We start from the raw sequence: 26,229 nt of genomic DNA, 5'->3' as shown, positions 1-26,229 counted from the left end.
CGGTGCCGGCATGATCCGGATCTCCCTGGTATTCAGCGTCGTGGCGGCTCTGTGTGCGGCCCTTGCCTGGCCGCCGCCGCCGGCTGTCGCGCAGGGCTTGGCGCGGCCCTCCACCGAAGAGCGCACCGCGCCGGCGGCGCCCGACCGCGTGCTGGCGCAGGCGCTGTTCGGCCTCGACGCGCCGCCCACGGTGGTCCGCGAAGACGGAACGGTGCCCGGCTGGACCGTGTCCGGGCCAGGTGGGACGGTGGGTCACATCGCCTCCACATGGGAGGTGGCCCGGTCTATCGGCTACTCGGGCCGGCCCCTTGACGTGCTCGTGGCCGTGGACATGCAGGGCCGGATCGCCGCTGCGAAACTGGTGCGCCACAGCGAGCCAATTCTTACTCTGGGGTTGTCGGATGCCGATATCGAACGGTTCGTGGGTGGCTTCGCCGGCACGGACCTGACCGCCGCCGAAGGGGCGGGACAAAGCCCCGGTATGCCCGACATCATTTCCCGCGCGACGGTCACGACCGGCGTGATCCGCGATTCGATCCTGCGCACCGCGCGCACGCTGGCCATCGGGCGGGGGCTTCTGCCCGGCGGCGGCATCGACCGGGTGAGCTTCGAGGTTCGTGACTGGATGCGCCTGGCCGAGACGGGCGCGCTGGCCAACCGCACCGTCACGCTGACCGAGGCGCGCGCCGGGTTGCAGGACGCGCGGGTGCCGGTGCCGGCGGGCGATGCGCCCTTCATCGACCTCTGGGTGGCGCTTCTCGATCCGCCCACGATCGGCCGCAACCTGCTGGGCCAGCAGCAGTACACCCGCGCCGTCGGCAGCCTCGGGGCAGGCGAGGCGGCGCTTTTCGTGGCCTCGCGGGGCATCGCGTCGCACCGTGGCACGGCGTGGCGCCGCGACGGGGTTTTCGACCGGCTGTCGGTGGTGCAGGACGGCCGGCGCATCGCGCTGGTGAAATCGGGCTACAGGCGGATCGACGACCTTGCGATCAAGGGCGCGCCCGCGTTCAAGGAACGCAGCGTGTTCCACCTGCCCGGCGAAGGCTTCGACCCCGCTCGGCCCTTCACGCTGGAATTCACCGCCACCCGCCCGGCCCAGACGGGCGGCGAGGTGTCGTTCAAGGCGCCGGTGGACTATGCGCTGCCGGCGGCGTTCATCACCGAGCCGCCCCTAGAGGCCGCGCCGCTTTGGCGCGCGCGGTGGGCAAACCAGCGGGTCGAGGTGGCCAGCGTTCTGGCGCTTCTCGGGATCCTGTCCCTGATCCTGCTGTTCCAGGAAAGCTTCGTGCGGCGGCCGAAGCTCTGGGCGCGGGTGCGCACCGGTTACCTTGCCGTGACGCTGGTCTGGTTGGGCTGGGTGCTGGGCGGGCAGCTTTCGGTGGTGCAGGTCGCCGCCTTTGTCAATTCGCTTCTCAGCGGGTTCCGGTGGGAAACCTTCCTCATCGAGCCGGTGATCTTCACGCTCTGGGCCTTTGTCGCCATGGGGCTGCTGTTTTCCGGGCGCGGCGTGTTCTGTGGCTGGCTGTGCCCCTTCGGCGCGCTTCAGGAGCTGATGAACGCCGCGGCGCGGCGTCTGGGCGTGCCGCAGGTCGCCGTGCCGCAGGCGCAGCATGAACGGCTGTGGGTCATCAAGTACACGCTCTTCGTGGCGATCATCGCGCTGTCGGTCTACTCGATGAAGGACGCGCTGGTGCTGGCCGAGGCCGAGCCGTTCAAGACCGCCATCTCGATGCGGATGCTGCGCGCCTGGCCGTTCGTGGCCTTCGTGCTGGCGCTGCTGGCGGCGGGACTGTTCATCGAACGCTTCTACTGCCGCTACCTGTGCCCGCTTGGCGCCGGGCTCGCCATCCCGGCCAAGCTGAAGGTCTTCGACTGGCTGCACCGCCGCCCGCAATGCGGCCGTGAATGCCGGCTGTGTGAAACCCGGTGCACGGTTGGCGCCATCGACCCGCTGGGCCGGATCAATCCCAACGAGTGCGTGCTGTGCCTGCGTTGCCAGGTGGTGATGCACGACAAGAACACCTGCCCGGTGCTCAGGCGCCGGCAGCGCCAACCCCGGACCCCCGAGGCCACGACATGACCGATATCTTCAAGCGCATCCTCGGCGAACCCTACCGGGTCTTCTTCCTGGCCGCCGGCGTCTATGCCGTCTTCTCGCTTCTGGTGTGGGAGGTCTGGCTGGGCGTCCATGCCGCCGGCGGCATGGTATCCGAAATGCCGTTCGCCGCCGCCCCCCACCTGTGGCACGCACACGAGATGATCTTCGGCTATGCCGGCGCCGCGGTGGGTGGCTTTCTTCTGACGGCCGTACCCAACTGGACCGGCGGGCCGGCGGCGGCGCGGATCTACGTGCCCGCCGTCGCCGCCGTCTGGCTGGCCGGGCGGCTGGCGATCTGGTTCTCCGCCGCGCTGCCGGCGGTATTGGTCGCTACGGTGGATCTTGCCTTCCTGCCGCTTCTGGCGGTGAAGATCGCGCTGATGCTCGTCAAGCGGCCCAAGCCGCAGAACGTGATGTTCTTGGCGTTCCTCGCGCTTTTGTGGACGGGCGACCTGTTGGTGCACCTTGAATGGATGGGGTTTGCGGCAGGCACGCTCGACACCGGGCTGCGCGTCGGCCTTCTTGCGCTGTGCGTCATGATCGGCGTGCTGGGCGGCCGGGTCACGCCGGGGTTCACCCGCAACGCCATGAAACGCGCCGGGGTGCCCGAAGACCGCCTGCCGCGAACGAGGAAGCCGGTGGACCTTGCCGCGGTGGTGCTCACCATGACGGTGCCGCTCGCGCTCGCGCTTGCGCTGCCGGACGTCGTGATCGGTGCGCTCGCCGTGGCCGCGGGTGCGCTGCAGGTGGTGCGAATCGCGTTCTGGCAACCATGGTGGTGCCTGGCACGGCCGATCCTGTGGGCGCTTCACCTTGGCGTCGCGATGCTGGGCGCGGGGCTGGTGCTCTGGGGGCTGAGCGCCTTCGGCCTGGGCAGCGAGGTGGCGGCGCTGCATGTCCTGGGCATCGGGGCCGTGGGCGGCATGACACTGGCCGTGATGAGCCGGGCGATCCTGGGCCACACCGGACGCGCCCTGGTGGCGCCCGGTGCCGTGGCGGTGGCCTATGGCCTGGTCGCGGCGGCCGCCGGCGTGCGCTGGGTCGCCTCCGAGGTTGCCGGGAGTTTCTACTTCCCCGGCATGCTGCTCAGCGGCGGGCTGTGGATCGGCGCCTTCACCCTTTACCTCGCGGCGCTCTGGCCGGCCTTCGCCGGACCGCGGGTGCCGCGCGCCGAACCGGGAACGGCGGCGCGCGCGACCTGACAATTGTCAAGGAGGGGCGCGCGCCCTGCCTGCAAGGTCACGCCATTCGCATCAAACGCGCAAAGGAGACAAGAATGCGCGAAGTCATGACAAAGGGGATGGCCCGCAACATTTTCTACGGCGGGTCGCTCTTCTTCATCATCATCTTCGTGGCGTTGTCGGTGCATTCGCACGTCTACATCACCACGACGTCGACCAATTCGGAGACGCTGACCGAAAGCGTGGCCCAAGGCAAACACGTCTGGGAAAAACACGCCTGCATCAACTGCCACTCGATCATGGGCGAAGGCGCCTACTACGCGCCGGAACTGGCGAACGTGATGACCCGCTGGGGCATCGAGGCGGGCGATGCCGAGGGCGCCTACCAGATGCTCGACGGCTGGATGAAAGCCCAGCCCACCGGCATCGAGGGCCGCCGCCAGATGCCGTTCTTCGACCTCACCGAGGAGGAAACCCGCGCACTCGCCGACTTCCTGCTGTGGGTCGACGACGTCGACACCCAGGACTGGCCGCCGACGGACGCGGGCTGAGAAAGGACCGGACAGATGAAATACGAAACACAGAAAATCGCGCTGGCCTACTTCGCCGCGGCGCTGGCCATCTTCGCGGTGCAGATCGCGGGCGGGCTGCTGGCCGGCTGGGTCTACGTGGCGCCCAACACGCTATCCGAACTGCTGCCCTTCAACATCATCCGCATGCTGCATACCAACAGCCTGGTGGTTTGGCTGCTGCTGGGCTTCTTCGGGGCGGCCTATTTCCTGGTCCCCGAGGAAACCGAGCGCGAAATCCACTCGCCGCGCCTTGCCTACCTCCAGCTCGCGATCCTGCTCATCGGGACGCTGGGTGTGGTGGTGACCTACGTCTTCAACCTGTTCGAGGGCAACTGGCTGTTGGGCAAGGAGGGGCGCGAGTTCATCGAGCAGCCCGTGTGGGTCAAGATCGGGATCGTCGTGGCCGCGCTGATCTTCCTCTACAACATCACGATGACGCTGCTGAAAGGGCGCAAGACGGCCATCAGCAACATCCTGATCCTCGGGCTCTGGGGGCTGGCGCTGCTGTTCCTGTTCGCCTTCTACAACCCCGACAACCTGAGCCTCGACAAGCAGTACTGGTGGTACATCGTCCACCTGTGGGTCGAGGGCGTGTGGGAGCTCATCATGGCCTCGATCCTCGCCTACCTGATGCTCAAGCTGACCGGTGTCGACCGCGAGGTGGTCGAGAAATGGCTCTACATCATCGTCGCCGCCGCGCTGTTCTCGGGCATCCTTGGCACCGGGCACCACTACTACTGGATCGGCACGCCGGGCTACTGGCAGTGGATCGGTTCGATCTTCTCGAGCCTCGAGGTCGTGCCTTTCTTCGCGATGATGGCCTTTGCCTTCGTCATGGTCTGGAAGGGCCGTCGCGACCACCCCAACAAGGCCGCCCTGCTGTGGAGCCTGGGCTGCGCCACGCTGGCCTTCTTCGGCGCGGGTGTCTGGGGCTTCCTGCACACGTTGCACGGGGTGAACTACTACACCCACGGCACGCAGATCACCGCGGCCCACGGGCACCTGGCGTTCTACGGCGCCTACGTCTGCCTGAACATCGCGATCTTCACCTACGCGATGCCGATCCTGCGGGGGCGCGACCCCTACAACCAGGTCCTGAACATGGCTGCCTTCTGGCTGATGTCGGGCGGCATGGCCTTCATGACCTTCACCCTGACCTTCGCGGGCACCGTGCAGACGCACATGCAGCGCGTGCTGGGCGAGAACTACATGGTGGTGCAGGACCAGCTCGACATCTTCTACTGGATGCGCTTCGGCTCCGGCGTCGCGGTGGCCATCGGCGTGCTGATGCTGATCTACGCACTGGCCTTCCCGCGGCGCGAGGTCGTCTCGCCCGAACCCACCGTGGCAGCGGAGTGAGACAGATGGACGGACATCTCGACCTGCAAAAGGAGGGGGCGGACGCCCCCTTCTACCTGCCCCAGGGCGACGAGTGCGCGCTCTTCGAGGCAGCCAGCGAAAACGACCTGCCGGTCCTGCTCAAGGGGCCGACGGGATGCGGCAAGACCCGCTTCGTCGCGCACATGGCGGCGCAACTGGGCCGGCCGCTCCATACCGTGGCCTGCCACGACGACCTGTCGGCTGCCGACCTGATCGGCCGCTACCTGCTCAAGGGCGGCGAGACGGTCTGGGTCGACGGCCCCCTGACGCGGGCGGTGCGCGAGGGCGCGATCTGTTACCTCGACGAGGTGGTCGAGGCGCGCAAGGACGTCACCGTGGTGCTGCACCCGCTCACCGACGACCGGCGCATCCTGCCCATCGACCGGACGGGCGAGGAACTTGAGGCCGCGCCGGGCTTCATGCTGGTGGCCTCCTACAATCCCGGCTACCAGAACATCCTCAAGACGCTGAAGCCGTCCACGCGCCAGCGCTTCGTCGCGATGGAGTTCGGCTTTCCCGACGCGGCAACGGAAACGCGCGTCGTGGCGCGCGAAAGCGGGCTGTCGCAGGACCGCACCAAGCCGCTCGTGCGGCTGGCGGGGAAACTGCGCGCGCTCAAGGGGCAGGATCTGGAAGAGGGGGTTTCGACCCGGCTCGTCGTCTATGCCGCCACGCTGATCGCGCGCGGCATGCCGGTGGAACGCGCCGTGGAGGCGGCGATGATCGACCCACTGACGGACGACGAGGACGTGAAACGCGGGCTCCTCGATCTCGTCACGGCCATCTTCGGGTGAGGCATGGCCGTGCACGGGATCGAAATCGAGCCATGGGAACCCGAAGAAACCGTCGGGAAACTGTGGCACGCCTTGGCCAGCCGCCTCGATGCACCGGAGGTGCATCATGGGGCCGCGGTTGACCTGTCACAGGTCAGCGGGCGGCTGGCCGTCTTCTTCCGGGGGCTTGGCGGCGCCCACGCCGTCGAGATCCGCCCCGTTTCGGCCGAGGTCAGCCGCCACCGCCTGAGCTTCCTTCGGCGTCTGGGCACGGAGGCCGAGGTGCTGCCGCGCGCCAGTTTCGATGGCGAGGCCCTGCGCCTGCCCCAGCGGCTGGCCGTCTTCCCGTCGCGGGAGGCCAATGGCGCGCTCTACCTCTGGCTGGCTGCCGCGGCGGCACACGCGCCCGGCCATGTCGCCGACGACGATCCGCTGCGCGCCGACCTGCGTGCGCTGGGGGCTGCGCGGGCGATGACCGCCGCCGCGCTCGACGCGGCACCCGGACTGGCGGGGCTGCATGATGCGCTTTGCGCGGCCACGCTGCACATCCGCGACGATCGCCGCCTGCCGCGGGCCGAGGCCGCCGTGGAGGCGCTGGTGCGCCACATGCTGGGTGACGCCGCGTCGCTGCCCGAGACGGCGGCGCTTTACAAAAGCGCCATCGCGACCGGGGATTTCACCGGCGTGCAGGCGCCGCGCGGCTACCGCCGGTTCGAACCCGTGCCGGTGTGGCCGGACTTGCGGGCGCTGGAGCGTTCCGCCGGAACGGAAGTGGAAAGCCGCGACGCCGACGGGGCACCCGAGGAAGCCGGGCAGGGCACGCACCGCGCGCGGCGCCGCACCGCAGACCAGGCGGAGCGCCGCGACAGCCTGATCCTGCACAAGTTCGAGGCGATCCTGAGCTGGGCAGAGTTCCTCAATCTCAACCGCCGGGTGGACGACGACGACCCGGACTCGGCCAAGAAGGCCGCCGACGACCAGGACGAGATCGGGCTGGGGCAGATATCCAGGGCGCCGGCCACCAAACTGAAGCTGCACCTGGATCTCGCGCCCGAGGACGTGGACCGCGAACGCCTGTCCGGGCAGGCCACCTATCCCGAATGGGATGCGCGCGCGGGCTGCTACCTGCCCGACCACGCGCGCGTCCTGCACAGTCTTGCGGAGCCGGATGATTGCGTCCCATCCTTCCGCGAGGATCCGCGCGCCGCGCGCCGCATCCGCCACGTGAGGCGCCAGTTCGAGGCCCTGCGCCCCGGGCGCGTCTCGACCCCCGGCCATCTGGACGGGGACGAACTGGACATGGATGCGGCCGTGCGCGCGCGGGTCGACGTGATGACATGCGGCACGGGCAGCGAACGCATCTGGCGCCAGACGCGGCCGGTGGCGCGCGACCTGGCGGTGTCGATCCTGCTCGACGTGTCGCGCTCCACCGAAAGCGCGGTGGGCGAGCGCGCCGTGATCGATATCGAGCGCGAGGCGCTTGCCGCGCTGGCCTGGGGGCTGGATGCCTGCGGCGACGATTTCGCGATCCACGCCTTTTCCTCGCTGAAGCGCGACCGGGTCTACGTGCAGGAATGCAAGGACTTCGGCGCGCCGATGGACGGAACCGTCGAGGCGCGGATCGGCGCGCTTTCACCGGGCTTCTACACGCGGTTGGGCGCGGCGATCCGGCATTGCGCGCACGGTCTGGCGCAACAGGGCCGCAAGCGCCGGTTGCTTCTGGTCATCACCGACGGCAAACCGAACGACCTTGACCACTACGAGGGGCGCCACGGCATCGAGGACACCGCGATGGCCGTGCGCGAGGCGCGCCGCGCGGGCCATTCGGTGTTCGGCGTTACCGTGGACAAGCAGGCCAAGAGCTGGTTCGCGCGCCTGTTCGGGCGCGGGGGGTTCCACGTCATTCCCCACCCGGAGAAGCTGACCGAGGCGCTGCCGCTGATCTATCGCGAGCTGGTGGGCGCATGAGCGACGCCAGCGTTTTCGACGAGCTGCCCGGCGACCTGATGATCTGGGTGCTGATCGTCAGCGAACTGCTGGTGTTCGGCGCCGGGCTGGCGGCCTTCCTGGCGGTGCGGATCACCGATCCGGCCGGGTTCGCCGCGGCGCAGGACGCGCTTTACCGCACCGGTGCGGGCGTCAATACCATGGTGCTGGTGACCAGCGGCGCGCTTGCGGCCTGGGCGCTGCGCCTGTGCGAGGCCGGCCGCCGCATGCGCGCGCGCGCCGCGCTGGCCGCGGCGGCAGCGCTGGGCGTGGTATTCATGGTGGTGAAGGTCCGGGAATACGCCGGCAAGGCGGCCGAGGGCATCGCCTGGGACACGCACCCGTTCTTCACCTTCTACTACTTGCTCACGGGCTTTCACGCCGCCCATGTCGTGGCCGGCGTGATCGTGCTGCTGCTGGTGGCGTGGAAAGACGCGGTGCCCAACATCGAGGCCGGAACGGCCTTCTGGCACATGGTGGATCTCGTGTGGGTCCTGCTGTTTCCCGTCATCTACCTTCTGAGGTGACCCGATGCCCCGCGATCCGCTTCTGCGCGCCTGGGCGGCGCTGGTGGGGCTCGGGCTGGCCTCCACTGTCGTGGCGGCCCTTCACTGGCCGCCGGGATGGGCGGCGCCCGCGGGTGCGCTGATCCTGGTGCTGGCCTGGCTCAAGGCCCGCGTGATCCTGTCGCGCTATCTCGGCCTTCACGCGGCGCCCTTCTGGCGCCGCGGCTTCGAGACCGCGCTGGGGCTGTTCTGCCTGCTTCTGCTGGCGTTCCACCTGGCGTCGGCGGTTTGAGCGGGGGCCGTCATTGCCGGAAGGCCGCCGCGAGATCCTCGGGCAGATCGAATTCCGCCAGCACCCGTGCACGCGCCGGCGCCGACATCTTGCGCGCCGTCTTTTCCACGATGCGGTGAAGCTTGCCGACGTCCTGCGTCTCCGAGAACGGGGCGAAATACCATTTCAGGAAGACGAAACAGATCACGTCCTCCAGCGCCTGAACCTCGCTGTCGCGCTTGAGGCCCTCCTTGCGGATCATGCGGCCGGCGGCCTCGGCCTCCTCGGGCGGATAGCCCGCGCCAGCCATGATCTCGCCCACCCGCGCGGCGTGGTGGCGCGCGAGGTCTCTGCGCCATTCCAGGTATCCGGCGCGCCCCTGCGCGTAGTCCGCGCGCCGCAGGTGCCACCGTTCGATGTGCTGGCCGCGCGCGGCGATGCGCAGCCGGTCCGGGGCATCGGGAAACAGCCGGTCGAGTTCCGCGCTCATCCGCTCGCCGTAAAGCCGGGCCGCCGGCCGGCCCTCGCGCAGGTCCGGGTCGGCGTCGTTGGCCGCATCGATGGCCGCGAGCGCCGCGTCGAGCCGGCTCACAGCGCCTTGGTCCAGGCGCTGGCAGGGTCGAGTTCGGCGTAGGCGCGCAGCTTCTCGACATCATCGATGGTCGCCTGGTTGCGCGCGATGCGCACGCCCGCGTCGTGCAGCTTGGAAAACGCGCGCGACAGGCTTTCGGGCTTCATGCCCAGCCGCCCGGCGATCAGCACCTTGTCGTAGGGCAGGGTGACGACGCAGCTTCCCTCTTCGACATCGCACAGGCCGAGCAGGAACTCGGCCACGCGCTGCGCGCCCGGCTGCGCCTTGATCTGCTCCACCTGGCTGACCAGTTCGTGCAGGTGCTTGAAGGTCGAGGCCAGCACGGCCAGCGACACCTCGGGTTCCTTCTTCAGGATCGCGATGAAGCTGCGCGCCGAGATCTGCAGCAGCTTGCACTCGGTCACCGCCTCAGCCGAAACGGGATAGACATCGCGCCGGAACGCCACCGCCTCGCCAAAGCTGTGACCGCGGGTGAAGACGTTCACCACCGCTTCGTTGCCGTTTTGCGAGACGCGGTAGAGTTTCACCCAGCCCTCGATCACGATGTGGATGACGTTGGCGTCCTCGCCCTGCAGGAAAACGGTGGCGCCGCGCTCGTAGCTGCGCGTCGTGGCATCGGCCAGAAGCTTTTCGATGATCCCGTCGGGCAGGCTGCGCAAAAGCAGGGAGCTGTGCGCGACCTCCAGGTTCTCGGCGTGCGACATGCAGCCTCCTCAAGCCGATCCGATGACTGGCCCCGCGCTTGATAAAGGAAATCGTGGGCCAATGCACGCCGAACGTTGCCCTGGCCAACCGCGCGGCGCCGAGCGCCCGATTCCGTTTTCGGCTGCGTGAACAAAACCCGGCATGTCGGCGGATTGTTCTTGCGCGTTCACTGCGCAGGGCCGGGCATTTCGCGGATGTGTGGCGCCGTCGCGGGCCGGGCGCGTGGCGCGCGAAATGCAAGTTACTGTTGAAAATACAAAAATCCAGAGTTCCGCGATCTTGGAAACAATCTGTTTCTGAGGATTCCGTTAACAAACGACGGCCTGCTGATAGATTCGAATAAGGCGATTTCAGGGCAGGAAGAAGCCTGCATCGTGTCGAAAAACCGGCGCTTTTGGGTCGCCCGATGCGACCCATGACGCAAAAGCCGGCGGTGAACAGGGACAACGGCGGAGGATTGCGGAGCGGCCCGGATCATTCGGGCAGCACCAAACGGGGTATCGGGGATGACCGCACTGGACCTGCACAATCATCGGGACAACCGGAGCGGGGGCGCGGTTCGTGTCGCGGGACCGGCCGTGTCGGCGCGGCATTCCGGCGTGATGGCGCGGCACGCGCGGCTCCTGTCTGCCTCCACGATCGTCACTCCGCAGCGTCCCCGGTCGCGTTCCGTCTACCGCCGGTTCGGCAAGCGCGCGCTGGACCTGGCGCTGGTCTTTGCCGCTCTGCCGGTCTATGCGCCGCTGATCGCGATATCGGCACTTTTTCTGTATGTGGAAGGGGGCAACCCCTTCTACCGCCAGCTGCGGGTCGGGCGCGACGGACGCCGGTTCTCGATCGTGAAGCTGCGGACGATGGTACGCGACGCCGAGGACAGGCTTGAGCGCCTTCTGGCGGAAAACCCTGACCTCAGGCGTGAATGGGAAGCGACGCAGAAACTCAGGAACGACCCGCGGATCACCCGCGTGGGCGCGCTGTTGCGGCGGACCTCGCTGGACGAGTTGCCGCAGCTGTGGAACGTGGCCTGCGGCCAGATGAGCCTTGTGGGGCCGCGCCCGATGATGCCCGATCAGCTTCCGCTTTATGGTGACCCGGCGGCCTATTTCGCGTTGCGGCCGGGGATCACCGGGGCCTGGCAGGTCAGTCGGCGCAACGAGGGCGAATTCCGGGAGCGGCCGCATTTCGACGCGGCCTATGCGGAGCAGTTGTCGCTCTGGCAGGATCTGCGGCTGCTTTGGAAAACGGTCGGGGTCGTGTTGCGGAGAACCGGGTGTTGATGGCGAAGGAGCGGACGGCCCCGATGGCCCCCGTGCAATGGTGACCAGATGATGGAACGGTTCAAGGGCGCGTTCGGGCCAACCGGCCAACACGGCGCCAAGGCAGCGCGGCGGCGCCACGCCGTGTCGAGGTCCGAGCGCGACATGCCGTTCGACCTCGCGCTTCGGCGGCGCATCGTCGGCGCATCGGGCGAGGCGGGCACAACGGAACAATTGCCCGGCCCGTCCGTCCTGGAAGGTGAAATCGCCGTGGATCCGCTGGCGGCTTCGGCCTGGGACAACCTGAGATACGCCCAGTTCGTCAAGCCGCGGGACGCCGCCCTCGTCGGGCGGGACGTGCCCGGCGTGCGCGACGCCATGGATCAACTGCGCACGCAGCTTTTGCAGGTCTTCCGAGAAAGATCGTGGAGCCGCGTCGCGGTGACGGCGCCGACGCGCGGTTGCGGCACCACCTTCACGGCCGCCAACCTCGCGCTGGGAATCGCGGGCATCGCGGAAATGCGCACGCTTCTTCTCGATCTCAACCAGCGCCATCCCGGCGTCGCCTCGGCCCTTGGCGTCCGCGCGACCGGCAACATCTCGCGCGTGCTTTGTGGCGAGGCCTTCTTCATGGATCACCTGCTGCGCCATTCCGAAGGGTTGGCGCTCGGCGTCAACGACGGCGTGCCGGACAATCCCGCCGAGATCCTGCACAGCCGCCGCGCCGACGAGATGCTCGACAGGATGACCGCCACGCTGTGCCCTGACGTCGTGATCTGCGACCTGCCGCCGATGCTGGAATGCGACGACCTGACCGCGTTTCTGCCCAAGGTGGATTGCGTCCTGGTCGTCGCGGACGGCACCCGGACGCTGGCCAGCGAGCTGGAGACGTGCGAACGCAAGCTTGATGGCAAGGCACCGCTGCTTGGCGTCGTCCTCAACCGTGGCCGCGAAAACGCGCGCTAGGCTGGAAAGGGCACAGGGATCATGAACCTGACGGAGTGGATCGACGAACTGCGCGACATGGTGCGCCGCCGCCGCATGCTCATCCTCGGCGTGGCGGTGCTGGGCGCGGTGTTCTCGGTGATGTTCGCCGCGTCGCAGGCACACCAGTACCGGTCCGTCGCCGTGCTGCAGGTCCAGACGGCGAAGGTCGCCGGCGATCTGGCACAGTCGGCCGCGTCGGGGGCCACCGCCCGGCACCTTCAACTGGTGCAGCAGCGCATAATGTCGCGTGCAATGGTCCGCGAGATCGCCGCGGAGCTCGACCTGCTCGACGATCTTGCGGGGATGACGGAAACCGAACAGGTGGTCGCCCTTCGCGACGCCGTGACGATTGAAGGCGTCGAGGCGGCCAGTGACGGGACGCGCGACGACGGTGCCGTGTCACTGGTGCGGATTTCGGCGGAATGGATCGACCGCGAGAGCGCGAAAGCGCTGGCCGCCGAGGTGGCCGACCGGACCATCGCACTGAGCCGTGACAGCCGGCTGGAGCGTGCGCAAGAGACCTTGTCGTTCTTTTCCCTGCGGGAGGACCAGCTGCAGGAGCAGATCGCCACCCTCGAGGATGAAATCGCCGCCTTCCGTCGCGAAAACCAGATCTCTGCGCCGGGCGGCGTCGAGGCGCGCCAACGCGAGATGGAGACGCTCAGGGACGCGATCCTTTCGATCGATCAGGAAATGATAGCAGTGGAAAGCCGGCTCGAGCAGGTCGGCGACGGCGCGGCCTCCTCGCGCGTGATCCAGCGGCGCCAAAACGAGATTCGCGAGGAACTCGACAACCTGTCGAAGCAGCGCGCCTACCTGACCGACAACCTCGATGCCCTTACGGAAACCGGCCAGCGGGGTCCCGAGGTACAGTTGCAGCAGGCCCGCTACGACCAGCGGATGGACGATCTGCGCGCCGAGCTTCAGGACGTGCGGGACAAGCGCAAGGCGGCCGAGGTGGCCCATCAGCTGGAAACGCATCGCCAGTCCGAGCATTTCACGCTGCTCGAACCGGCTTCTCGTCCCGACTACCCCTTCACGCCGTCGCGCAAGAAGATGGCGACGATGGGAAGTTTCGCCAGCCTTCTGGCCGGCCTCGGGCTGGCTTTCCTGCTGGAGTTGCGCCGGCCGGTCGTGCGCAGCGCCGCGTTGATGCAGCGCGACCTCGGCCACCGGCCGATCGTGACGGTCCCGCAGGCGGCGGCAAGCAGGCCCCGGCGAGGCGGGTTGCTGCGGCGCCTGCGCCGGCGCGGCACGCCCGCCTGATCCCGCGCGGCGGCATCACCGCATCGGGATCGTGGCAAGCTCGGCGATCTCGGCCCAGTGCAACCAGATCGCGACGGCCGCGAGGCTTCCGCCGGCCGCGAAGAACACGGCGTCGTGCAGCGGGTCCCATGCCGCGTGACGGCGGGCCAGCCGGATCAGGATCGGGTGCACCACCAGCATCGTCACCCCGATCGAGGCCAGGCCACCGATCAGCCCGAAGGTCTGGAGCCCGGCGATCAGCAGCGTCATCTGGAGCACCGCGCGCGTGCCCGAGACCACGAAGTTCCCGCGCGAGTCCCCGGCCGCCAGAGCCGCACGCGAATACGAGATTCCGATCGCCTGCGGCACGAACCCGCAGGCCAACACAACCATTATCGCGCCCGCGTCGAGGTAGCGGTCGTCATACAGGAAGGCCACGATCGGCGGGCCGGCGAGGGCCATGACGGCCAGCAGTCCGCACATGCCCGCGCTGAGCAGGAAGCGCATCTTGCGCAACTTTTCCCGGTTGGCGGCGGATTCGCCCGGCGGGCGTTCGCGGAAGATCGGGATGAGCAGAAAGTTGGCCAGCGATAAGCCGATCTGCATCGGGAAATAGGCAAGAAAATAGCCGATGTTGTAGATGCCGAGCGCCTCGAGCGTCAGCATCTTGCCAAGCACCGCCTTGTCTCCCTGCGTGCTGACGAAGGTGCAGGCGGTGCTCAGGAAGATCCACTTGCCGAAGTGGATCAGCTCGTGCAGCGCGGCCGGTTCCATCCTGAAGCGATTGCGATGTCCCGACAAAAAGGCCGACATGAGGATCAGCGTGACGACGTTCGTAATGACCCCGCCCACCACCAGCGCAAAGACCGAGCGGGTCGCCAGCGCCAGAGCGACCATCGCGCCCAGGCCGATCAGCTGGCCCGTCAGGTCAAGCACGGTCATCCGCCCGATCAGCAGGTGCCGCCTTGCAGTCAGGACACGCATCGGCAGCAGGCCTGTGGCAATCAGTGAAAGCCCGGCGACCGGCAGGTAAAGCGCGAGGTCGGGTTCGTCGTAGAGTGCGGCCATCGGCGAGGCCAGCACCAGCGTCACGGCCCACAACCCGATCCCGCGGATCACCTGCACGGTCCAGGCGGTATCGAGGAATTCGGGCTCGTCGCCGCGTTGGCTGCGCGCCACCGAAGGCCCCAGCCCGACGTCCGAGAACATCATCAGCCCGACGTTGACCATTGTCACCAGCGCCATCAGGCCGAAAGCCTCGGGAAAGAGGATGCGGGTAAGGATCAGGTTGGACCCCAGCCGGATCGCCTGCGACCCGCCGAAACCCACGATCACCCAGGACGTGCTGCGCAGGATGCGCGCCGTCAGCTGCGTCCCGCGAAATGCATTGATGACGCGCATCCTGCGCCCCGACCTGCCCGAACCAGAGAATTGTTTTGGCAGGCTACGGGGGCGGTTGTGCCCGGTCAATCGCGTGAGTGGGGCCAGACGCCCGCGGCTTCGCCTTCTCAAGCCGTGGCGCAACGTTTAGCGTGATTCGCAAAAGGGCCTGCGCGCGGTGACGACGTGAAAATCGCCTATGTTCTGAATACCTATCCCCAGCCCTCGCACAGCTTCATCCGCCGCGAACTCGGGGCGCTGGAGGAGCAGGGTGTCGAGGTTCACCGCTTTGCCATGCGCCGGCCCGACGTGCCGCTGGTTGATCCGCAGGACGTGGCGGAAGCCGAACGAACGCGGTACGTTCTGGCCGCCGGTGCGGGCGCACTCGCGGGGTGCGTCCTGGGTGCATTCGCGAGGCGGCCGTCCGCGTTCCTGCGCGCGCTGCGCCTGGCATGGTTGGCCGGCCGGGCCGCGCGGAGCCGACTGCGCCACCTCGTTTACCTGGCCGAGGCGTGTTACCTGCTCACCGCATGCCGCCGTCACCGGATCGAGCATGTGCATGCGCACTTCGGAACCAACGCGGCCGCCGTCGCCATGCTGCTGCGCGCCCTGGGTGGCCCGGGCTACAGCTTCACGGTGCACGGACCGGAGGAGTTCGACGCCCCACGCGCGCTGTCGCTTGCCCTGAAGATGCGGCATGCGGCCTTCGTCGTCGCCGTCAGCCAGTTCGGCCGCAGCCAGCTGTGCCGCTGGCTGGACCACGGTGACTGGGGCAGGGTCCGCGTCGTCCATTGCGGCATCGACCCGGCGCGTCACGCCGCGCCCACGCCGCCGCCCGAAACGGGACTGAGGCTGGTCAGTATCGGCCGGCTGGTGGAGCAGAAGGGGCAGATGGGACTGATCCCGGTCATCGACCGCCTGCGTCGGGATCAGCCGGATATCCACCTGACGCTGATCGGTGACGGCCCCCTGCGCGTGGTGTTCGAACGCGAAATCGCCCGCCAAGGTCTCACGTCTCATGTGACGCTGACCGGCTGGGTGGACGAGGAAGCGGTGCGCGACGAACTGTCCAAGGCGGACGCGCTGGTGATGCCGAGCTTCGCCGAAGGACTGCCGATGGTCATAATGGAGGCGATGGCCAAGGGGCGGCCGGTGATCGCGACCCATGTCGCCGGGATCCCGGAACTGGTTCGCCCCGGGGAAACCGGCTGGCTCGTGCCCGCCGGTGACACGCAGGCACTGGCCGCCGCGGTGGAGGATCTCGCGGCCACCCCGCCCGAGACGCGTGCACGCATGGGCCGGGCCGCGCATCAAAGGGTCCTGCAACGTCACGACATGCACCGCGAGGCCGAAAAGCTTGCCGCGCATTTCCGCAGTGCGGTTGGTGCCGGGTCAGGCGGGTCCGCGTCCCCGCGCCCATCCGCCGCGCCCGAGGGGCAGCCGGACGCATAGGGCAACGCCCGCGTACACGGCGAAACCGATCGGGTCGTGCAGCGCCGCCCGCAGCTTGGCGGAACGGGCGGACGGATCGGCATTCTTCGCAAGATCCGGGAAGCGTTGGGCGATCTCGCGCACGCCCGCGTCCTGCCGCCGGCGCACGCGGACCAACGGGCCGAAGCCCTCGACCATCGGCCAGTCGTACGGGGCGCCGACGGCCACACGTTCCTCCGGCGCGAAATTCATCCGCGCGAAGGTGTCGTCGGAGATGATCGCCGGCCATCGATCCCAGCGGGCGCGCCCGGCGGCGTTGACCGCGTAGATCCCGAAGCCCGGCGCCGGCGCGCGGAAGAACGGCAGGCGCTGCCAGAACCGGGCATAGGCGCGCGTGGCCGGGCTGCGTGCCGGGGCGACCCTCGGGCGCCCGCTGGCATAACGCGGCCCGGGCGAATCGAGCGCGGCGATCAACTCGCCAAGAAGGCCGGCGCTCACCCGCGTGTCGGCATCAAGGTAGATCCGCACCGGTGCCGCCGCCGCGTCGTCGCCGGCCTGCAACGCGCGCAGCTTGTCACCCTGCTCGCGCTCCAGAACCTGCAAACGCCAGTTGCGCGTCTCGGCGGGCGCGTGGAACCCCTTTGCAATCCGGGCGGTGTCGTCCGTGCAGCCGTTGGCGACGACGATCACCTCTACCGGCGCGGCAATATCCGAGGCCAGCAGCGCCGCGAGGCATGGCGCGATGAATTCCGCCTCGTCGTGGGCGGGCACGATGACCGTGGCAGCGGGCGCAATCGCACCGTTCATTGCAGCGCCGGGTCCTTTAGCGTCTGGATCGCGCGCCAGCGGGGGTTGTCGTCGCCAAGGTGGCGCAGATGGCCCCAGCTGCCCCATTTGATGGGCTTCATCACGTCGTTGAACGCGGTGAACAGTCCACCGCCCGTTTCGGCCCAACCGGCGACGAGGCGGCGGTAGAGTTGCGCCATCTGTGGCGTGTAATTCAGGTGCGTGAAGAAGGCGGTGATCTCTTCGTCGTTTGTCACGGGCCCGTGCCCCAAGACATGCGTGCCACCCTCGTACATGATCAGCTCCAGACCACGGTCACGCGCGACCTGCGCGTGGTGCGGCTGGATATGGTCCAGCAGGTTGGACAGCGTGCCGTCAACCTGTCCCGAGTGGCGCCCGTCCGCCAGCTCCTCGGTGGCCTTCTCGACGGCCGCGTCGTAGCGATGGCGCGCGACGTGCTCCTCGAGGGCAGCGCCGGACAGCCCCTGGGCTTGCCCGGTCGCGCGCGCGGCAGCGCGGCTTTCCGCCAGCCAGCGCGCCAGCATGTCGCGGCGTTCGGGTTTGCCCAGCGGATGGCCGAAATAGCCGGTCACGGCGTAGGCGTCGAAGGCCTGCGCCGGTGGGGCGTTCTGCTCCGGCGCCTCGTTGACCCACAGCGGCGCGTCAAGGATCTGGGTTTCCAGTCCCAGCCAGCGGGTGTGGGTGGCCACCACCGTGGTCAGCCGGTCGCGCACGTCACCGAACACCTCGGCCCAGAGCCGTGCAACCTGCGCGGCGCGCATGCCGTAGAACTGCACCCCCTTGTGCTCCTTGCCCCAGCGGGCCTCGGCGCGGGTATCGGCCCATTTCGTCTGGTCGAACATCCAGTTCCAGACCTCGTTGGAATATTCCACGTAGACCCGGTTCGGCCGGTCCAGCCTTGCCTTCACGGTCTCGGCGAAACGGCGGATGTAGTCGTCGTCGGCGAGGTGGGGCATGCAGAACCACGCGTCTGCGCCCAGTTCGTTGGCCAGCGCGACCATGACCTCGGCGGGCACACCCTTTTCGGCGTAGGTGTAGTCGTCGGGCCGCGGTCGGTCCTGCCACCGGCCCTGCTTGGAATTGTTGGTGTCCATCCAGTCCATGAACCGCAGCACCGAGACGCCGCGCATCCGCTCCAGCCAATGCGGGTTGAAGTGTTTGCCGCGCCGCCACGCCTCCGCGTGCTCCATCTTCACGACCGATATGTCGCGCAGGTAGTCGCCGGTCCCGCGCCGGTCGCTACGCTGGATACGCAGCCCGACGAACCCACCGCCGGGGGTGAAATCGAACCGCAGCTGTCCATCGCCGTAGCGCACGTTTTCCGCGCTCCCGCCGACCTCGACAATGCCGTCGCCCCGGAAGGTCAGAAGGTAGCGGCCGGCATAGATGTCCGCGTCTTCGGGCAGGTCGGTCAGGATCAGCGTGCCGATGGAGCCAAGGTCGTGCGGAATCTCGGTGGGCCAGCCGTTTTCGTCGAGGATGCCGCGCGCGGCCAAGGCCTCGTGGTCGACGCCACCCCACTGGCCGGGTTTGTGTCCGATCCAGGGGCGTGCGGTCTTCATCACGTCGATGAAGGGTTGTTGCGTGCTCCAGTCGTTGACAGGGGCGAGGTTCAGGCCCAGCGGCACATCGGCCCGGGGCGCCTGCTGCGCCGTGGAGACAACGGGCAGAAGGCCGGCCGCGGCAACGGCGATGGCGGCAAGAAGGCATCGCGTCATTGGGGCACTCCGGTCATTTCCTCTTCCTTGACGACCTCCCAGACGGTGCGCTGCATCAAGCGTGCCACTTCCTCGGACGGAGCTGCGGCCGGCGTCCCGTCGGCACGCCGCAGCTCGTGCGGCAGGCCCACCGGCGAGCGCTGATAGAGCACCGCGTAGTGCGTCAGCGCGACAAGATAGGCGCCAAGGTCGTTGACATGGATCGGGTCCAGTTCATCGGCCTCGGTCCGGCGGAACAGGTCTTGGCGCGACTGCACCGCGCCGATGCTGCCGCGGCTCTCCAATGCCCGGACGAAAGCCGCCATGACCTGCCCGGCCGGGATCAGGTAAGCCGGGCGCTCCGGCGCGTTCACCGCCAGGTCGCGCAGCAGGATCTCCTCCGTCCAGTACCGTTCGACGTCGCGGTCGAGCCGTGTCAGCCAGCCGTCCGGGTCGTCCAGCCGCGGCCATGTTTCGTAAAGGTAGACGCGGGTCTCCGCGTTGCCCGCGCGCGCCGACGCCGCCCATTTCGGGAAATAGCTGCCGCTGTCATGGTACTTGATGGCGTCGCGGATCTCGACCATCTCGGTCAGCACGACGGCATCGTAGTCGCCCGATCCCACCGCCTCGTGCGCCGGCCGGAAACGAGGGTGCGCGTTCTCCTCATCGAAACCCTTTATCGGTTCGTCGGGTTCCCAGTGCTGCATCAGCGAGGTGCCCCAGCCCAGTTGGCTTTCGTAGGCATGCCCGGTGCCGGCAAGTTGTTGCAGCATCGCCGGCATGTCCCGCCCCACCAGGCTGTGGCCGAGGTGAAACACCCGCAAGCCGTCGCCGGGCGGCGGCGCCGGCGTGGCATAGGCCCGACGGATCGTTTCGGGGTCGGGCCCGCTGCGCGCGGCGATCATGGTCCAGGCCACGGCCGCCATGCCGCCGAGGATCGCGAGGATGATCAGCAGGGTGGTACGGTCGGTCATGCGCGTTTTCTCCAGCCCGGCGCTCATCCGGAGACACACGCCACGCGCGCCCGGTCCGCGCCGACCGGCGGCAAGGCGAGGGCGGTGACGATGTGCCCTGCCGCCACCGTGTGACGCCCCGAAAGCACGGTGCCGGCCGGAAAGCCGGGCACGTCTCCGGTGAAAGCGGCCCGGAACACGCCGGTTGCGAAGTCCAATTCGGTTTCGAACGCGTGGAAATCCAGCACTTGGCGGCTGATCGGATACTGGGCCTTGTAGGCACATTCCTTGGCACTGAAGAGCGCACGCGCGAAATGCCCGCGCCGTTGTTCGGGCTGGCGGTCGAGCCAGGCGCGCTCGGCCGCGGTGCAGACGGTGGCGAAGAGGTCGGCCTCGAGGGGGGCGGCCGGTTCGAGATCGACGCCGAGCGCTCGGTGATCGCATTCCGGCGCGATCACGGCAAGGCACAGCCGGTCACTGTGCGAGATGCTCCCGGCCATGCCCGGGGGCCAGACCGGCGACCTGTCGGGCGCCGGCGGCACGGGCGCGGGCGACCGCCCGATCCGGCGCATCGCCGCGCGCGCCGCCGCCCGGCCGGCGGCGAACTCCCGCCGGCGTGGGCTTCGCGCGTGCGCCATCGATGCGCCTTCACCCGGGTAAAGCGGCCCCGGCGGGGCCGTCGGATCGGTGACGCCGATTCCGACGTGCGGGCCGAACAGCCCGCGCACGGCCTGCTCAAGGGTATCGTGCACGCCGGCGGTCACGTGCCGCGCCCGCCGCGCCGGCCGGCGCGCATTGCGCGCCGCTTGGAAATCGTCGTGTCCCGCGCCGGGCCGGCTGTCACGGGCTCTGGCGGTGCCGGTTCGGCGTGGCCCTCGATGTGCCGGGCAAGGTCCTTGAGCACCGGGAAACGGAAGATGTCGGTGATCGACAGCGTGCTGTGTCCCGTGCGGGCGCGGATGTCGCGGTGCGCCTGCACGGCGAGCAGCGAATGCCCCCCGAGGTCGAAGAAGTTGTCGTCGGGCGCGATGTCGCGCACGCCCAGCACACTGGCCCAGATACCCGCCAGCGTCCGTTCCATGTCCGATCCGCCCTCGGCCGCCCTCGGCGGCGGCGCGTCGGTGTCCCGCGCGGCCGGGTCGGGCAGCGCCGCACGATCGATCTTGCGGTTCGGGGTAAGTGGCATCCGGTCGAGCGCGACAAGGTCGGCCGGGATCATCGCCTCGGGCAGGCAGCTTTGCAGGTGCGCCCGCAGGCGGGCCGCGGCGCTCGGGTCGGCGCCGGTGTAGTACCCGGCAAGCCGCGTGTCGCCCCCCGCTCTGTCTCGGGCCACCACGACGGCCTCTTGCACGCCGGCGAAGCGTTTCATGCAGCTTTCGATCTCGCCCAGCTCGATGCGCTGGCCGCGGACCTTCACCTGGTCGTCGGCACGGCCGAGGAAGTCGAGCCGGCCATCGGGCGACCAGCGGACAAGGTCGCCGGTGCGGTAAAGCCGCGCCGCATCGCCCCTTGTCGCGAAGGGGTCTGCGACGAAGCGTTCCGCGGTCAGGTCGTCGCGCTTCCAATAGCCCGGTGTCACGCCCTCGCCGCCGATGAAGAGTTCGCCGGGCACGCCGGTCGGCGCCAGCGCGCCTTCGGGGCCGAGGACGTAAAGCCCGGTGTTCGCGATGGCGCGGCCCAAGGGGGCGGTATGGCCCACGGCGCCATCCACGCGCGCGGCGCTCGACCAGATGGTCGTCTCGGTCGGTCCGTACATGTTGAGGATCTGCGCGCTGGTCGCACCGCGCAGGTCGTCCACAAGGTCGCCGGGCAGGGCCTCGCCGCCCAGCAACAGCTGCTTGACGTGCCAAAGGGCGCCGCGCGCGGCGTCGTTCATCGCCAGTAGCCGCGCCATGCTCGGCGTGCACTGCATGTGTGTGACCCCGTGGCGCAGGATCTGTGCCGCGATGGAATGGTCGTCCTCGGCCGGTTGCGTGGGCGTGTTTGCCGTGCGCATGACCTCGGCCAGCGGGCGCAGCCCGTCGAGCACCGTTTCGGGAGCGATGCCGTAGTCGATCAGGCAGGCGATCTCGTCGACCCCGATGCGCTTGAGTTGCTCGGCCCGCGCGACGCCATCGGCCACGGTGCCGAAAAGCCCCGCGTCCTCGAAGTACCTCTCGAACGCGAAGTCCAGGATCGCCTCCATCTCGGTCTCGTCCAGCGCACCGAGGTCCAGCTCGAAGGGCGATTCCACACCCTGCGGTTTCTTGAAGGCCGGGAAGGCCCATGCGTATTGCTTGATGAGGCCGGCGGCGCTGCGCAGGTAATCCTTCATCGGGCCGCGTGCGGTTTCGCGCGCGGCGTCCCGGGTGGGCGCGATGAAGGTGTGCAGCATGACCGTGACCTTGAAGTCGTCCGGGTCGTGCCCGGCCTCGCGCAGCGCACCGTGGTAGATCTTGATCTTCTCGGCGACCTCCTCGATCGTCTGGCCGAGAAGGTGGGTGAGCACATGCGCGCCATGCCGGCCCGCGTCCCGCCACGTCTCGGGGTTGCCCGCCGTCGTCACCCAGCATTCGAGCGTCTCCGAAACGGGGCGCGGCAGCGTCCGCACCTCGCGCATCTCGCCCGTCTCGGTGGGAAAGCCCACCGCCTCGCCGCGCCACAGCGCCCGCACCTTCTGCATCGTGTCGAACAGGGCCGGCTTGTTGCGCGGCGGCGTGTTCTCGGGGCGCAGCACGAAATCATCCGGGTGCCAGCCCGACGCCAGCGCCAGCCCCGCGCGCCCGCTGGTCAGGTTGTCGATAACCGCCCAGTCCTCGGCGATCCGCGCGGGGTGATGCAGCGGGGCCACGCAGCTGCCGGCCCGCACCGAGATGTTGCCCGTCACCGCCGCGACCGCGGCGCCCGACACCGCCGGGTTGGGATAGGGGCCGCCGAAGGCGTGGAAATGCCGCTCCGGGGTCCAGATCGCGGCGAAGCCGTTGGCGTCGGCGAATTTCGCGCCTTCCAGGAGAAGCTCGTATTTCTTCGGCCCCGGCCCGTCGTCGTTGCCCCAGTAATAGAGCGAGAACTCCATCGGCCGATCCGACACGGGAACGCTTGTTCCGCCCACGGCCGCCGGGATCTCGCCGCCGGCAAGCACCACCTTGAAGCCGCGGGCGAGCGTGTAGAACAGCTCAAGCACCGAGATGTCAAAGGCGATCGACGTGACTGCAAGCCAGACGGAACCGGCCTCTCGGTCGACGAGGTCATCCATCCCGCGGAAGAAATTGGCGAGGTTGCGGTGGGCGACGGCGACGCCCTTTGGCGTGCCCGTCGACCCGGAGGTGTAGATCACGTAAGCGGGGTCGTCCGGCCCGGCGCCGCCGTCGACGTTTCCGGACGCGGCGGGCTTTCGGGCCAAAGCGTCTTCGAGCCGGACAACCCGATCCGTGCTGACCGGCGATAGCAACGCCTCGGTCTGCCGGTGGGCCAACACCACCGTTGCCCGGCTGTCCGCAAGGACATGCGCCAGCCGTTCGGTGGGGTACTCGGGGTCGAGCGGGACATAGGCGCCGCCTGCCTTCATGATGGCCAGCGCCCCGATCACGAGGTCCAGAGAACGCCGAAGGCACAGGCCCACCGCCACCCCGGGACCCACGCCGGCGGCACGGAGCCGGGACGCCACCGCGTTGGCTTGCGCGTTGAGGTCATCAAAGGTCAGCGCGCGGTCCTCGAAGACCAGCGCGACCGCCTCGGGTGTCTCCGCGGCCTGGCGTTCGAAGTCGCGTGGCACGGTGAGGGCCGCGTCATACGCGGCCTCCGGCCCTGCGCCGGCGTCGAGGAGCATCGCGCGTTCCGCGTCGGGCAGCGCGTTCAGCGTGTCGAGCGCGAGCGAATCCGTGTCGCCCCCCGTCTCGGCGCGGGTCACCATCGTCTCCAACCGAGCCACGAGCAGCTCGATCGCCGCGTCGGACAGCCGCGCGCGATCGAGGTGCAGGTTGCATGTGCCGTCGCTGTGCAGGAATGCATGGATGGCGGGGCCGGCGAAGGGGCGCCCGCCCTCGGAGATCGCGACGCCCGGTATCTGCGCTGGGTCGAGCGCCGGATCGCGTGACGGCAAGTCCAGGGCGAACCCTTGCGTCCCGCCCGTCTCGGCGAGCCCGGCCGCGATCGCCGCGCGCAGTTCCCCGAAAGTGGCGCATCCGGTCGTGTCGGCGCGCAGCGGAACCCAGGGCGTGAGCTGATCGGGGCTGGCCGCGGCACGTTCCGACAGCGCCGCGTGGGCCATCGCAACGTCGGCTGCAACCTGGCCCGCACCCTGCAACGCCCAGAGCGCGAGCAGCGCAATCCGAGCATCACGGTCCGAACCACGGGGCAAGTGCAGGGTCGTTTCCGCCCAGTTCGGCGTGTGCGCGGCCTCTCCGGCCAGGGGCACGTTGACCGGGGTCATGCCGGCCAGACGGTCGCGCCAGCGGTCCTGATGGCCGGCCAGTTCGGCAGCCAGGGCGCGCAGGCGATCGGCGTCGTCGGGCGACGGGCACGGCAGGACCTGGCCCGCCTTCGCGATGTCCTGCGGATGCACCGGGCGGCCTGCCGCGTCGGTCAGGGACGACAGCGCGATGGCACCGTCCTGCGTGGCAATCACCAGCCGGCCACCCGCGGAATCCAGAACGCGCCCGGGCGCGGCCTCGTCGGTGCGGGCGATTGCCTCGGCTGTGCCGACGAAGAAAGCCCGCCCTCCGGCCGTGAAACGCGGCCGCGCGACGGGGTTCCAGTAGCCTCCGAAATCGAGCGCCCGGACGGTGCGTGCCAGATCGTCCGACGGGCGCGCGAAATCCAGCCGACCACCGGCGGGCGGGCGGTGCCGCGCGCCGAAGTAGCCGCGTTGCGTCAGATCCTGCGGGCGGCGATGCGGCTGGCCGGTCTCCAGCTCGTCCAGAACCGCACCGAAGCTGTCGAGACCCGCGGCATAGCATTTCGAATTCAGCGAATGGGCGGTTTCGCCCGGCTCGATGGCGATCTCGCGCTGCACGAGGATATCGCCCGTGTCCACGCCGCCCTCCATCATGTGCCACGTCACGCCGTGCTTCGTCTCGCCGGCCATGAGTGCCCAGACCGGCGTGTTCAAACCGGCATAGCCCGGCAGCGGCCCGTCGTGAAAGTTCACCGCGCCGCGGCGGGCCAGCGCGCGCACGTCGTCGGGGATGACCGACAGGTTGGCGATACTCAGCAGCCAGTCGGCGCCGTCGGCCCGTGGGCCGTCGCGCAGGGCGTTTGCGTCATCGAAGGTGGGCAGGCCTTCGTGGCTGGCCCAGTCGCGGATGGCAGGGTTGCGGCTGACCACGGCCAGGATCTCGTGACCACAGTCGCGAAGCTGGTCGCCGCAGCCGATCAGCAGCGTCTCGTCGCCGACAAGGATGCAGGTGAACCGGGTCATTCCGTCTTCTCCGCGATGGCTGGTGGGGCCGGTGGCCGGTTTCCGGCGGACGGCCGGCGCAGGATGCCACGCACCGAATGCGCCGTGAGGTCCCAAAGGAAGTTCGGCGGGTCGCCCAGCGGTCGCGACGACACCGCCACGCGCATCCGCCAAAGTGCGGCACCCGTCATGCGCGCCAGCGTGGCCGCCGCGGCATAGGCGCGCCCGTGGTTCTTGACGAAGTAGTGCAGCCGCGAGTCGAACCAGTATCGCGGCGTGCGCCGCCACAGCTTCATTCCCGTCGAGGCCGACCCGACATGGGTGACCACGCTGGCGGGCACGTAGTGTGTCTGCCATCCGGCGCGTGCGGCGCGCAGGCAAAGGTCCGTCTCTTCGTAGTAAAGGAAGAAGGTCTCGTCGAAGAGACCGATCTCGTCCAGCATGCGGCGCCTTATCATGGCCGAGGCGCCGGCCACCCAGCCCACGCGCGTCGTCCGGTCGGGGATCGGCAGCGGCACGACCGACTTGCGCAGCAGGCGCGATACCACGCCCGTTCGCACGGCCCCCTCGAATTCGCCGGCGGCCGAAGGGAAGCGGAAGGCCGTGGTGTGCGGTGTCTTGTCGGGGCCCTCGATGAAGCTGCCGGCGATCCCGCAGGCGCGATCCGACGTCACGTGGTCGAGCAGCCGCCGTATCGCCCCGGGCTGCGGCCACGCGTCGGAATTGAGCAGGTAGACGAAATCCGGCGCCGACCCGTCCGACATGCCTGCGCGAATGGCGAAGTTGTTGCCGGCGCCGAAGCCGCCGTTGCGGCCCGTCTGCTTGAAGGTGACCGCGCCCGACCGTGTCCAGCCGCGCGCGTCGAAGGCGGCCGCCAGCCATTCGACCGAGTCGTCGGCCGACCCGTTGTCGACGACCACGATCTCGCCGCGGATGCCCTCCATCTCGCGCACCGCGGCTTCGGCGGCCCTGAGCGTCAGCTCGGGCGTGCGGTAGTTCAGGATGATCGTCAGTACGCTTGGTGTCATGATC

General features: G+C 68.9%; 21 protein-coding genes. 12 read left to right on the top strand and 9 right to left on the bottom strand.

All coding sequences use genetic code 11. The annotated features are described in order from the left end of the window. Positions 1-10: 10 nt before the first annotated feature. The 8 genes from CEF10_RS12330 to CEF10_RS12295 all read left to right on the top strand — a co-directional run bounded on the left by CEF10_RS12330 (position 11) and on the right by CEF10_RS12295 (position 8,788). Positions 11-2,080, top strand: coding sequence for a NosR/NirI family protein (locus CEF10_RS12330; protein WP_101068472.1), 2,070 nt, complete (start codon positions 11-13; stop codon positions 2,078-2,080). Next, positions 2,077-3,300: an NnrS family protein gene (locus CEF10_RS12325; protein WP_101068471.1), complete on the top strand. Its 1,224-nt coding sequence runs from the start codon at positions 2,077-2,079 to the stop codon at positions 3,298-3,300. The genes CEF10_RS12330 and CEF10_RS12325 overlap by 4 nt, the downstream gene beginning before the upstream one ends. 74 nt (positions 3,301-3,374) lie before the next feature. Further along, complete coding sequence (locus CEF10_RS12320; protein WP_101068470.1) at positions 3,375-3,830, top strand: c-type cytochrome; 456 nt, start codon at positions 3,375-3,377, stop codon at positions 3,828-3,830. 15 nt (positions 3,831-3,845) lie between these two features. Further along, the gene (locus CEF10_RS12315) at positions 3,846-5,210 is read left to right on the top strand and encodes a cbb3-type cytochrome c oxidase subunit I (protein WP_101068469.1); all 1,365 of its coding nucleotides are present in this window, start codon (positions 3,846-3,848) and stop codon (positions 5,208-5,210) included. A gap of 5 nt (positions 5,211-5,215) precedes the next feature. Then, positions 5,216-6,025 (top strand): CbbQ/NirQ/NorQ/GpvN family protein, encoded by an 810-nt coding sequence (locus CEF10_RS12310; RefSeq protein ID WP_101068468.1) that lies wholly within the window; start codon positions 5,216-5,218, stop codon positions 6,023-6,025. A gap of 3 nt (positions 6,026-6,028) precedes the next feature. Beyond that, positions 6,029-7,972: a nitric oxide reductase activation protein NorD gene (locus CEF10_RS12305; protein WP_408638471.1), complete on the top strand. Its 1,944-nt coding sequence runs from the start codon at positions 6,029-6,031 to the stop codon at positions 7,970-7,972. Beyond that, positions 7,969-8,517, top strand: coding sequence for a cytochrome c oxidase subunit 3 (locus tag CEF10_RS12300; protein ID WP_101068467.1), 549 nt, complete (start codon positions 7,969-7,971; stop codon positions 8,515-8,517). Before CEF10_RS12305 ends, CEF10_RS12300 begins: the two co-directional genes overlap by 4 nt. Positions 8,518-8,521: 4 nt before the next feature. After that, on the top strand, positions 8,522-8,788 hold the full coding sequence (locus CEF10_RS12295) for a nitric oxide reductase F protein (protein WP_101068466.1): 267 nt from the start codon (positions 8,522-8,524) through the stop codon (positions 8,786-8,788). 10 nt (positions 8,789-8,798) lie between these two features. Here CEF10_RS12295 and CEF10_RS12290 read toward each other — a convergent pair whose 3' ends face one another. Beyond that, the gene (locus CEF10_RS12290; RefSeq protein ID WP_101068465.1) at positions 8,799-9,359 is read right to left on the bottom strand and encodes a DUF4202 domain-containing protein; all 561 of its coding nucleotides are present in this window, start codon (positions 9,357-9,359) and stop codon (positions 8,799-8,801) included. Next, the gene (locus CEF10_RS12285; protein ID WP_101068464.1) at positions 9,356-10,063 is read right to left on the bottom strand and encodes a Crp/Fnr family transcriptional regulator; all 708 of its coding nucleotides are present in this window, start codon (positions 10,061-10,063) and stop codon (positions 9,356-9,358) included. The genes CEF10_RS12290 and CEF10_RS12285 overlap by 4 nt, the downstream gene beginning before the upstream one ends. A gap of 603 nt (positions 10,064-10,666) precedes the next feature. Between CEF10_RS12285 and CEF10_RS12280 the strand changes: the two genes are divergently transcribed. Genes CEF10_RS12280 through CEF10_RS12270 form a run of 3 tightly spaced genes read left to right on the top strand, consistent with a single transcriptional unit; the run spans position 10,667 to position 13,573 of the window. Further along, a complete protein-coding gene (locus tag CEF10_RS12280; protein WP_101068502.1) occupies positions 10,667-11,341 on the top strand; it encodes a sugar transferase in 675 nt (224 codons plus the stop codon). Positions 11,342-11,392: 51 nt separating this feature from the next. After that, a complete protein-coding gene (locus CEF10_RS12275; protein ID WP_198586194.1) occupies positions 11,393-12,286 on the top strand; it encodes a CpsD/CapB family tyrosine-protein kinase in 894 nt (297 codons plus the stop codon). A 21-nt stretch (positions 12,287-12,307) separates the two neighbouring features. Then, positions 12,308-13,573, top strand: coding sequence for a Wzz/FepE/Etk N-terminal domain-containing protein (locus CEF10_RS12270; protein WP_101068462.1), 1,266 nt, complete (start codon positions 12,308-12,310; stop codon positions 13,571-13,573). 15 nt (positions 13,574-13,588) lie between these two features. On the opposite strand, the gene CEF10_RS12265 is transcribed toward CEF10_RS12270, so the two are convergent. Further along, complete coding sequence (locus tag CEF10_RS12265; RefSeq protein ID WP_101068461.1) at positions 13,589-14,953, bottom strand: oligosaccharide flippase family protein; 1,365 nt, start codon at positions 14,951-14,953, stop codon at positions 13,589-13,591. A 165-nt stretch (positions 14,954-15,118) separates the two neighbouring features. Between CEF10_RS12265 and CEF10_RS12260 the strand changes: the two genes are divergently transcribed. Continuing rightward, the gene (locus CEF10_RS12260) at positions 15,119-16,384 is read left to right on the top strand and encodes a glycosyltransferase (protein ID WP_101068460.1); all 1,266 of its coding nucleotides are present in this window, start codon (positions 15,119-15,121) and stop codon (positions 16,382-16,384) included. On the opposite strand, the gene CEF10_RS12255 is transcribed toward CEF10_RS12260, so the two are convergent. Genes CEF10_RS12255 through CEF10_RS12235 form a run of 6 tightly spaced genes read right to left on the bottom strand, consistent with a single transcriptional unit; the run spans position 16,325 to position 26,225 of the window. Then, positions 16,325-17,170 (bottom strand): glycosyltransferase family 2 protein, encoded by an 846-nt coding sequence (locus tag CEF10_RS12255; RefSeq protein ID WP_101068459.1) that lies wholly within the window; start codon positions 17,168-17,170, stop codon positions 16,325-16,327. The genes CEF10_RS12260 and CEF10_RS12255 overlap by 60 nt on opposite strands. Next, positions 17,167-18,888, bottom strand: coding sequence for a hypothetical protein (locus tag CEF10_RS12250; protein ID WP_232796491.1), 1,722 nt, complete (start codon positions 18,886-18,888; stop codon positions 17,167-17,169). The genes CEF10_RS12255 and CEF10_RS12250 overlap by 4 nt, the downstream gene beginning before the upstream one ends. Beyond that, positions 18,885-19,841, bottom strand: a complete 957-nt coding sequence (locus CEF10_RS17210; RefSeq protein ID WP_232796490.1) for a hypothetical protein — start codon at positions 19,839-19,841, stop codon at positions 18,885-18,887. Before CEF10_RS17210 ends, CEF10_RS12250 begins: the two co-directional genes overlap by 4 nt. A gap of 23 nt (positions 19,842-19,864) precedes the next feature. Beyond that, positions 19,865-20,584: a 4'-phosphopantetheinyl transferase family protein gene (locus tag CEF10_RS12245; protein ID WP_101068458.1), complete on the bottom strand. Its 720-nt coding sequence runs from the start codon at positions 20,582-20,584 to the stop codon at positions 19,865-19,867. Continuing rightward, positions 20,581-25,218, bottom strand: coding sequence for a MupA/Atu3671 family FMN-dependent luciferase-like monooxygenase (locus CEF10_RS12240; protein WP_101068457.1), 4,638 nt, complete (start codon positions 25,216-25,218; stop codon positions 20,581-20,583). The genes CEF10_RS12245 and CEF10_RS12240 overlap by 4 nt, the downstream gene beginning before the upstream one ends. Continuing rightward, positions 25,215-26,225, bottom strand: coding sequence for a glycosyltransferase family 2 protein (locus CEF10_RS12235; protein WP_101068456.1), 1,011 nt, complete (start codon positions 26,223-26,225; stop codon positions 25,215-25,217). The genes CEF10_RS12240 and CEF10_RS12235 overlap by 4 nt, the downstream gene beginning before the upstream one ends. Positions 26,226-26,229: the final 4 nt, after the last annotated feature.

The sequence above is a fragment of the Roseovarius salinarum genome (genome assembly GCF_002834145.1).
GTDB lineage: Bacteria > Pseudomonadota > Alphaproteobacteria > Rhodobacterales > Rhodobacteraceae > Roseovarius > Roseovarius salinarum.
The sequence above is the reverse complement of the archived record's forward strand: the minus strand, read 5'-3'. Positions and strand labels throughout refer to the sequence as shown.

Coding starts and splice junctions, on each gene's coding strand:
- CEF10_RS12305 (WP_408638471.1), top strand. CDS start 6,029: ATGGCCGTGCACGGGATCGAAATCGAGCCATGGGAACCCGAAGAAACC.
- CEF10_RS12265 (WP_101068461.1), bottom strand. CDS start 14,953: ATGCGCGTCATCAATGCATTTCGCGGGACGCAGCTGACGGCGCGCATC.
- CEF10_RS12250 (WP_232796491.1), bottom strand. CDS start 18,888: ATGACGCGATGCCTTCTTGCCGCCATCGCCGTTGCCGCGGCCGGCCTT.
- CEF10_RS12315 (WP_101068469.1), top strand. CDS start 3,846: ATGAAATACGAAACACAGAAAATCGCGCTGGCCTACTTCGCCGCGGCG.
- CEF10_RS12295 (WP_101068466.1), top strand. CDS start 8,522: ATGCCCCGCGATCCGCTTCTGCGCGCCTGGGCGGCGCTGGTGGGGCTC.
- CEF10_RS12270 (WP_101068462.1), top strand. CDS start 12,308: ATGAACCTGACGGAGTGGATCGACGAACTGCGCGACATGGTGCGCCGC.
- CEF10_RS12280 (WP_101068502.1), top strand. CDS start 10,667: ATGGCGCGGCACGCGCGGCTCCTGTCTGCCTCCACGATCGTCACTCCG.
- CEF10_RS12285 (WP_101068464.1), bottom strand. CDS start 10,063: ATGTCGCACGCCGAGAACCTGGAGGTCGCGCACAGCTCCCTGCTTTTG.
- CEF10_RS12235 (WP_101068456.1), bottom strand. CDS start 26,225: ATGACACCAAGCGTACTGACGATCATCCTGAACTACCGCACGCCCGAG.
- CEF10_RS17210 (WP_232796490.1), bottom strand. CDS start 19,841: ATGACCGACCGTACCACCCTGCTGATCATCCTCGCGATCCTCGGCGGC.
- CEF10_RS12300 (WP_101068467.1), top strand. CDS start 7,969: ATGAGCGACGCCAGCGTTTTCGACGAGCTGCCCGGCGACCTGATGATC.
- CEF10_RS12325 (WP_101068471.1), top strand. CDS start 2,077: ATGACCGATATCTTCAAGCGCATCCTCGGCGAACCCTACCGGGTCTTC.
- CEF10_RS12330 (WP_101068472.1), top strand. CDS start 11: ATGATCCGGATCTCCCTGGTATTCAGCGTCGTGGCGGCTCTGTGTGCG.
- CEF10_RS12320 (WP_101068470.1), top strand. CDS start 3,375: ATGCGCGAAGTCATGACAAAGGGGATGGCCCGCAACATTTTCTACGGC.
- CEF10_RS12310 (WP_101068468.1), top strand. CDS start 5,216: ATGGACGGACATCTCGACCTGCAAAAGGAGGGGGCGGACGCCCCCTTC.
- CEF10_RS12275 (WP_198586194.1), top strand. CDS start 11,393: ATGGAACGGTTCAAGGGCGCGTTCGGGCCAACCGGCCAACACGGCGCC.
- CEF10_RS12255 (WP_101068459.1), bottom strand. CDS start 17,170: ATGAACGGTGCGATTGCGCCCGCTGCCACGGTCATCGTGCCCGCCCAC.
- CEF10_RS12240 (WP_101068457.1), bottom strand. CDS start 25,218: ATGACCCGGTTCACCTGCATCCTTGTCGGCGACGAGACGCTGCTGATC.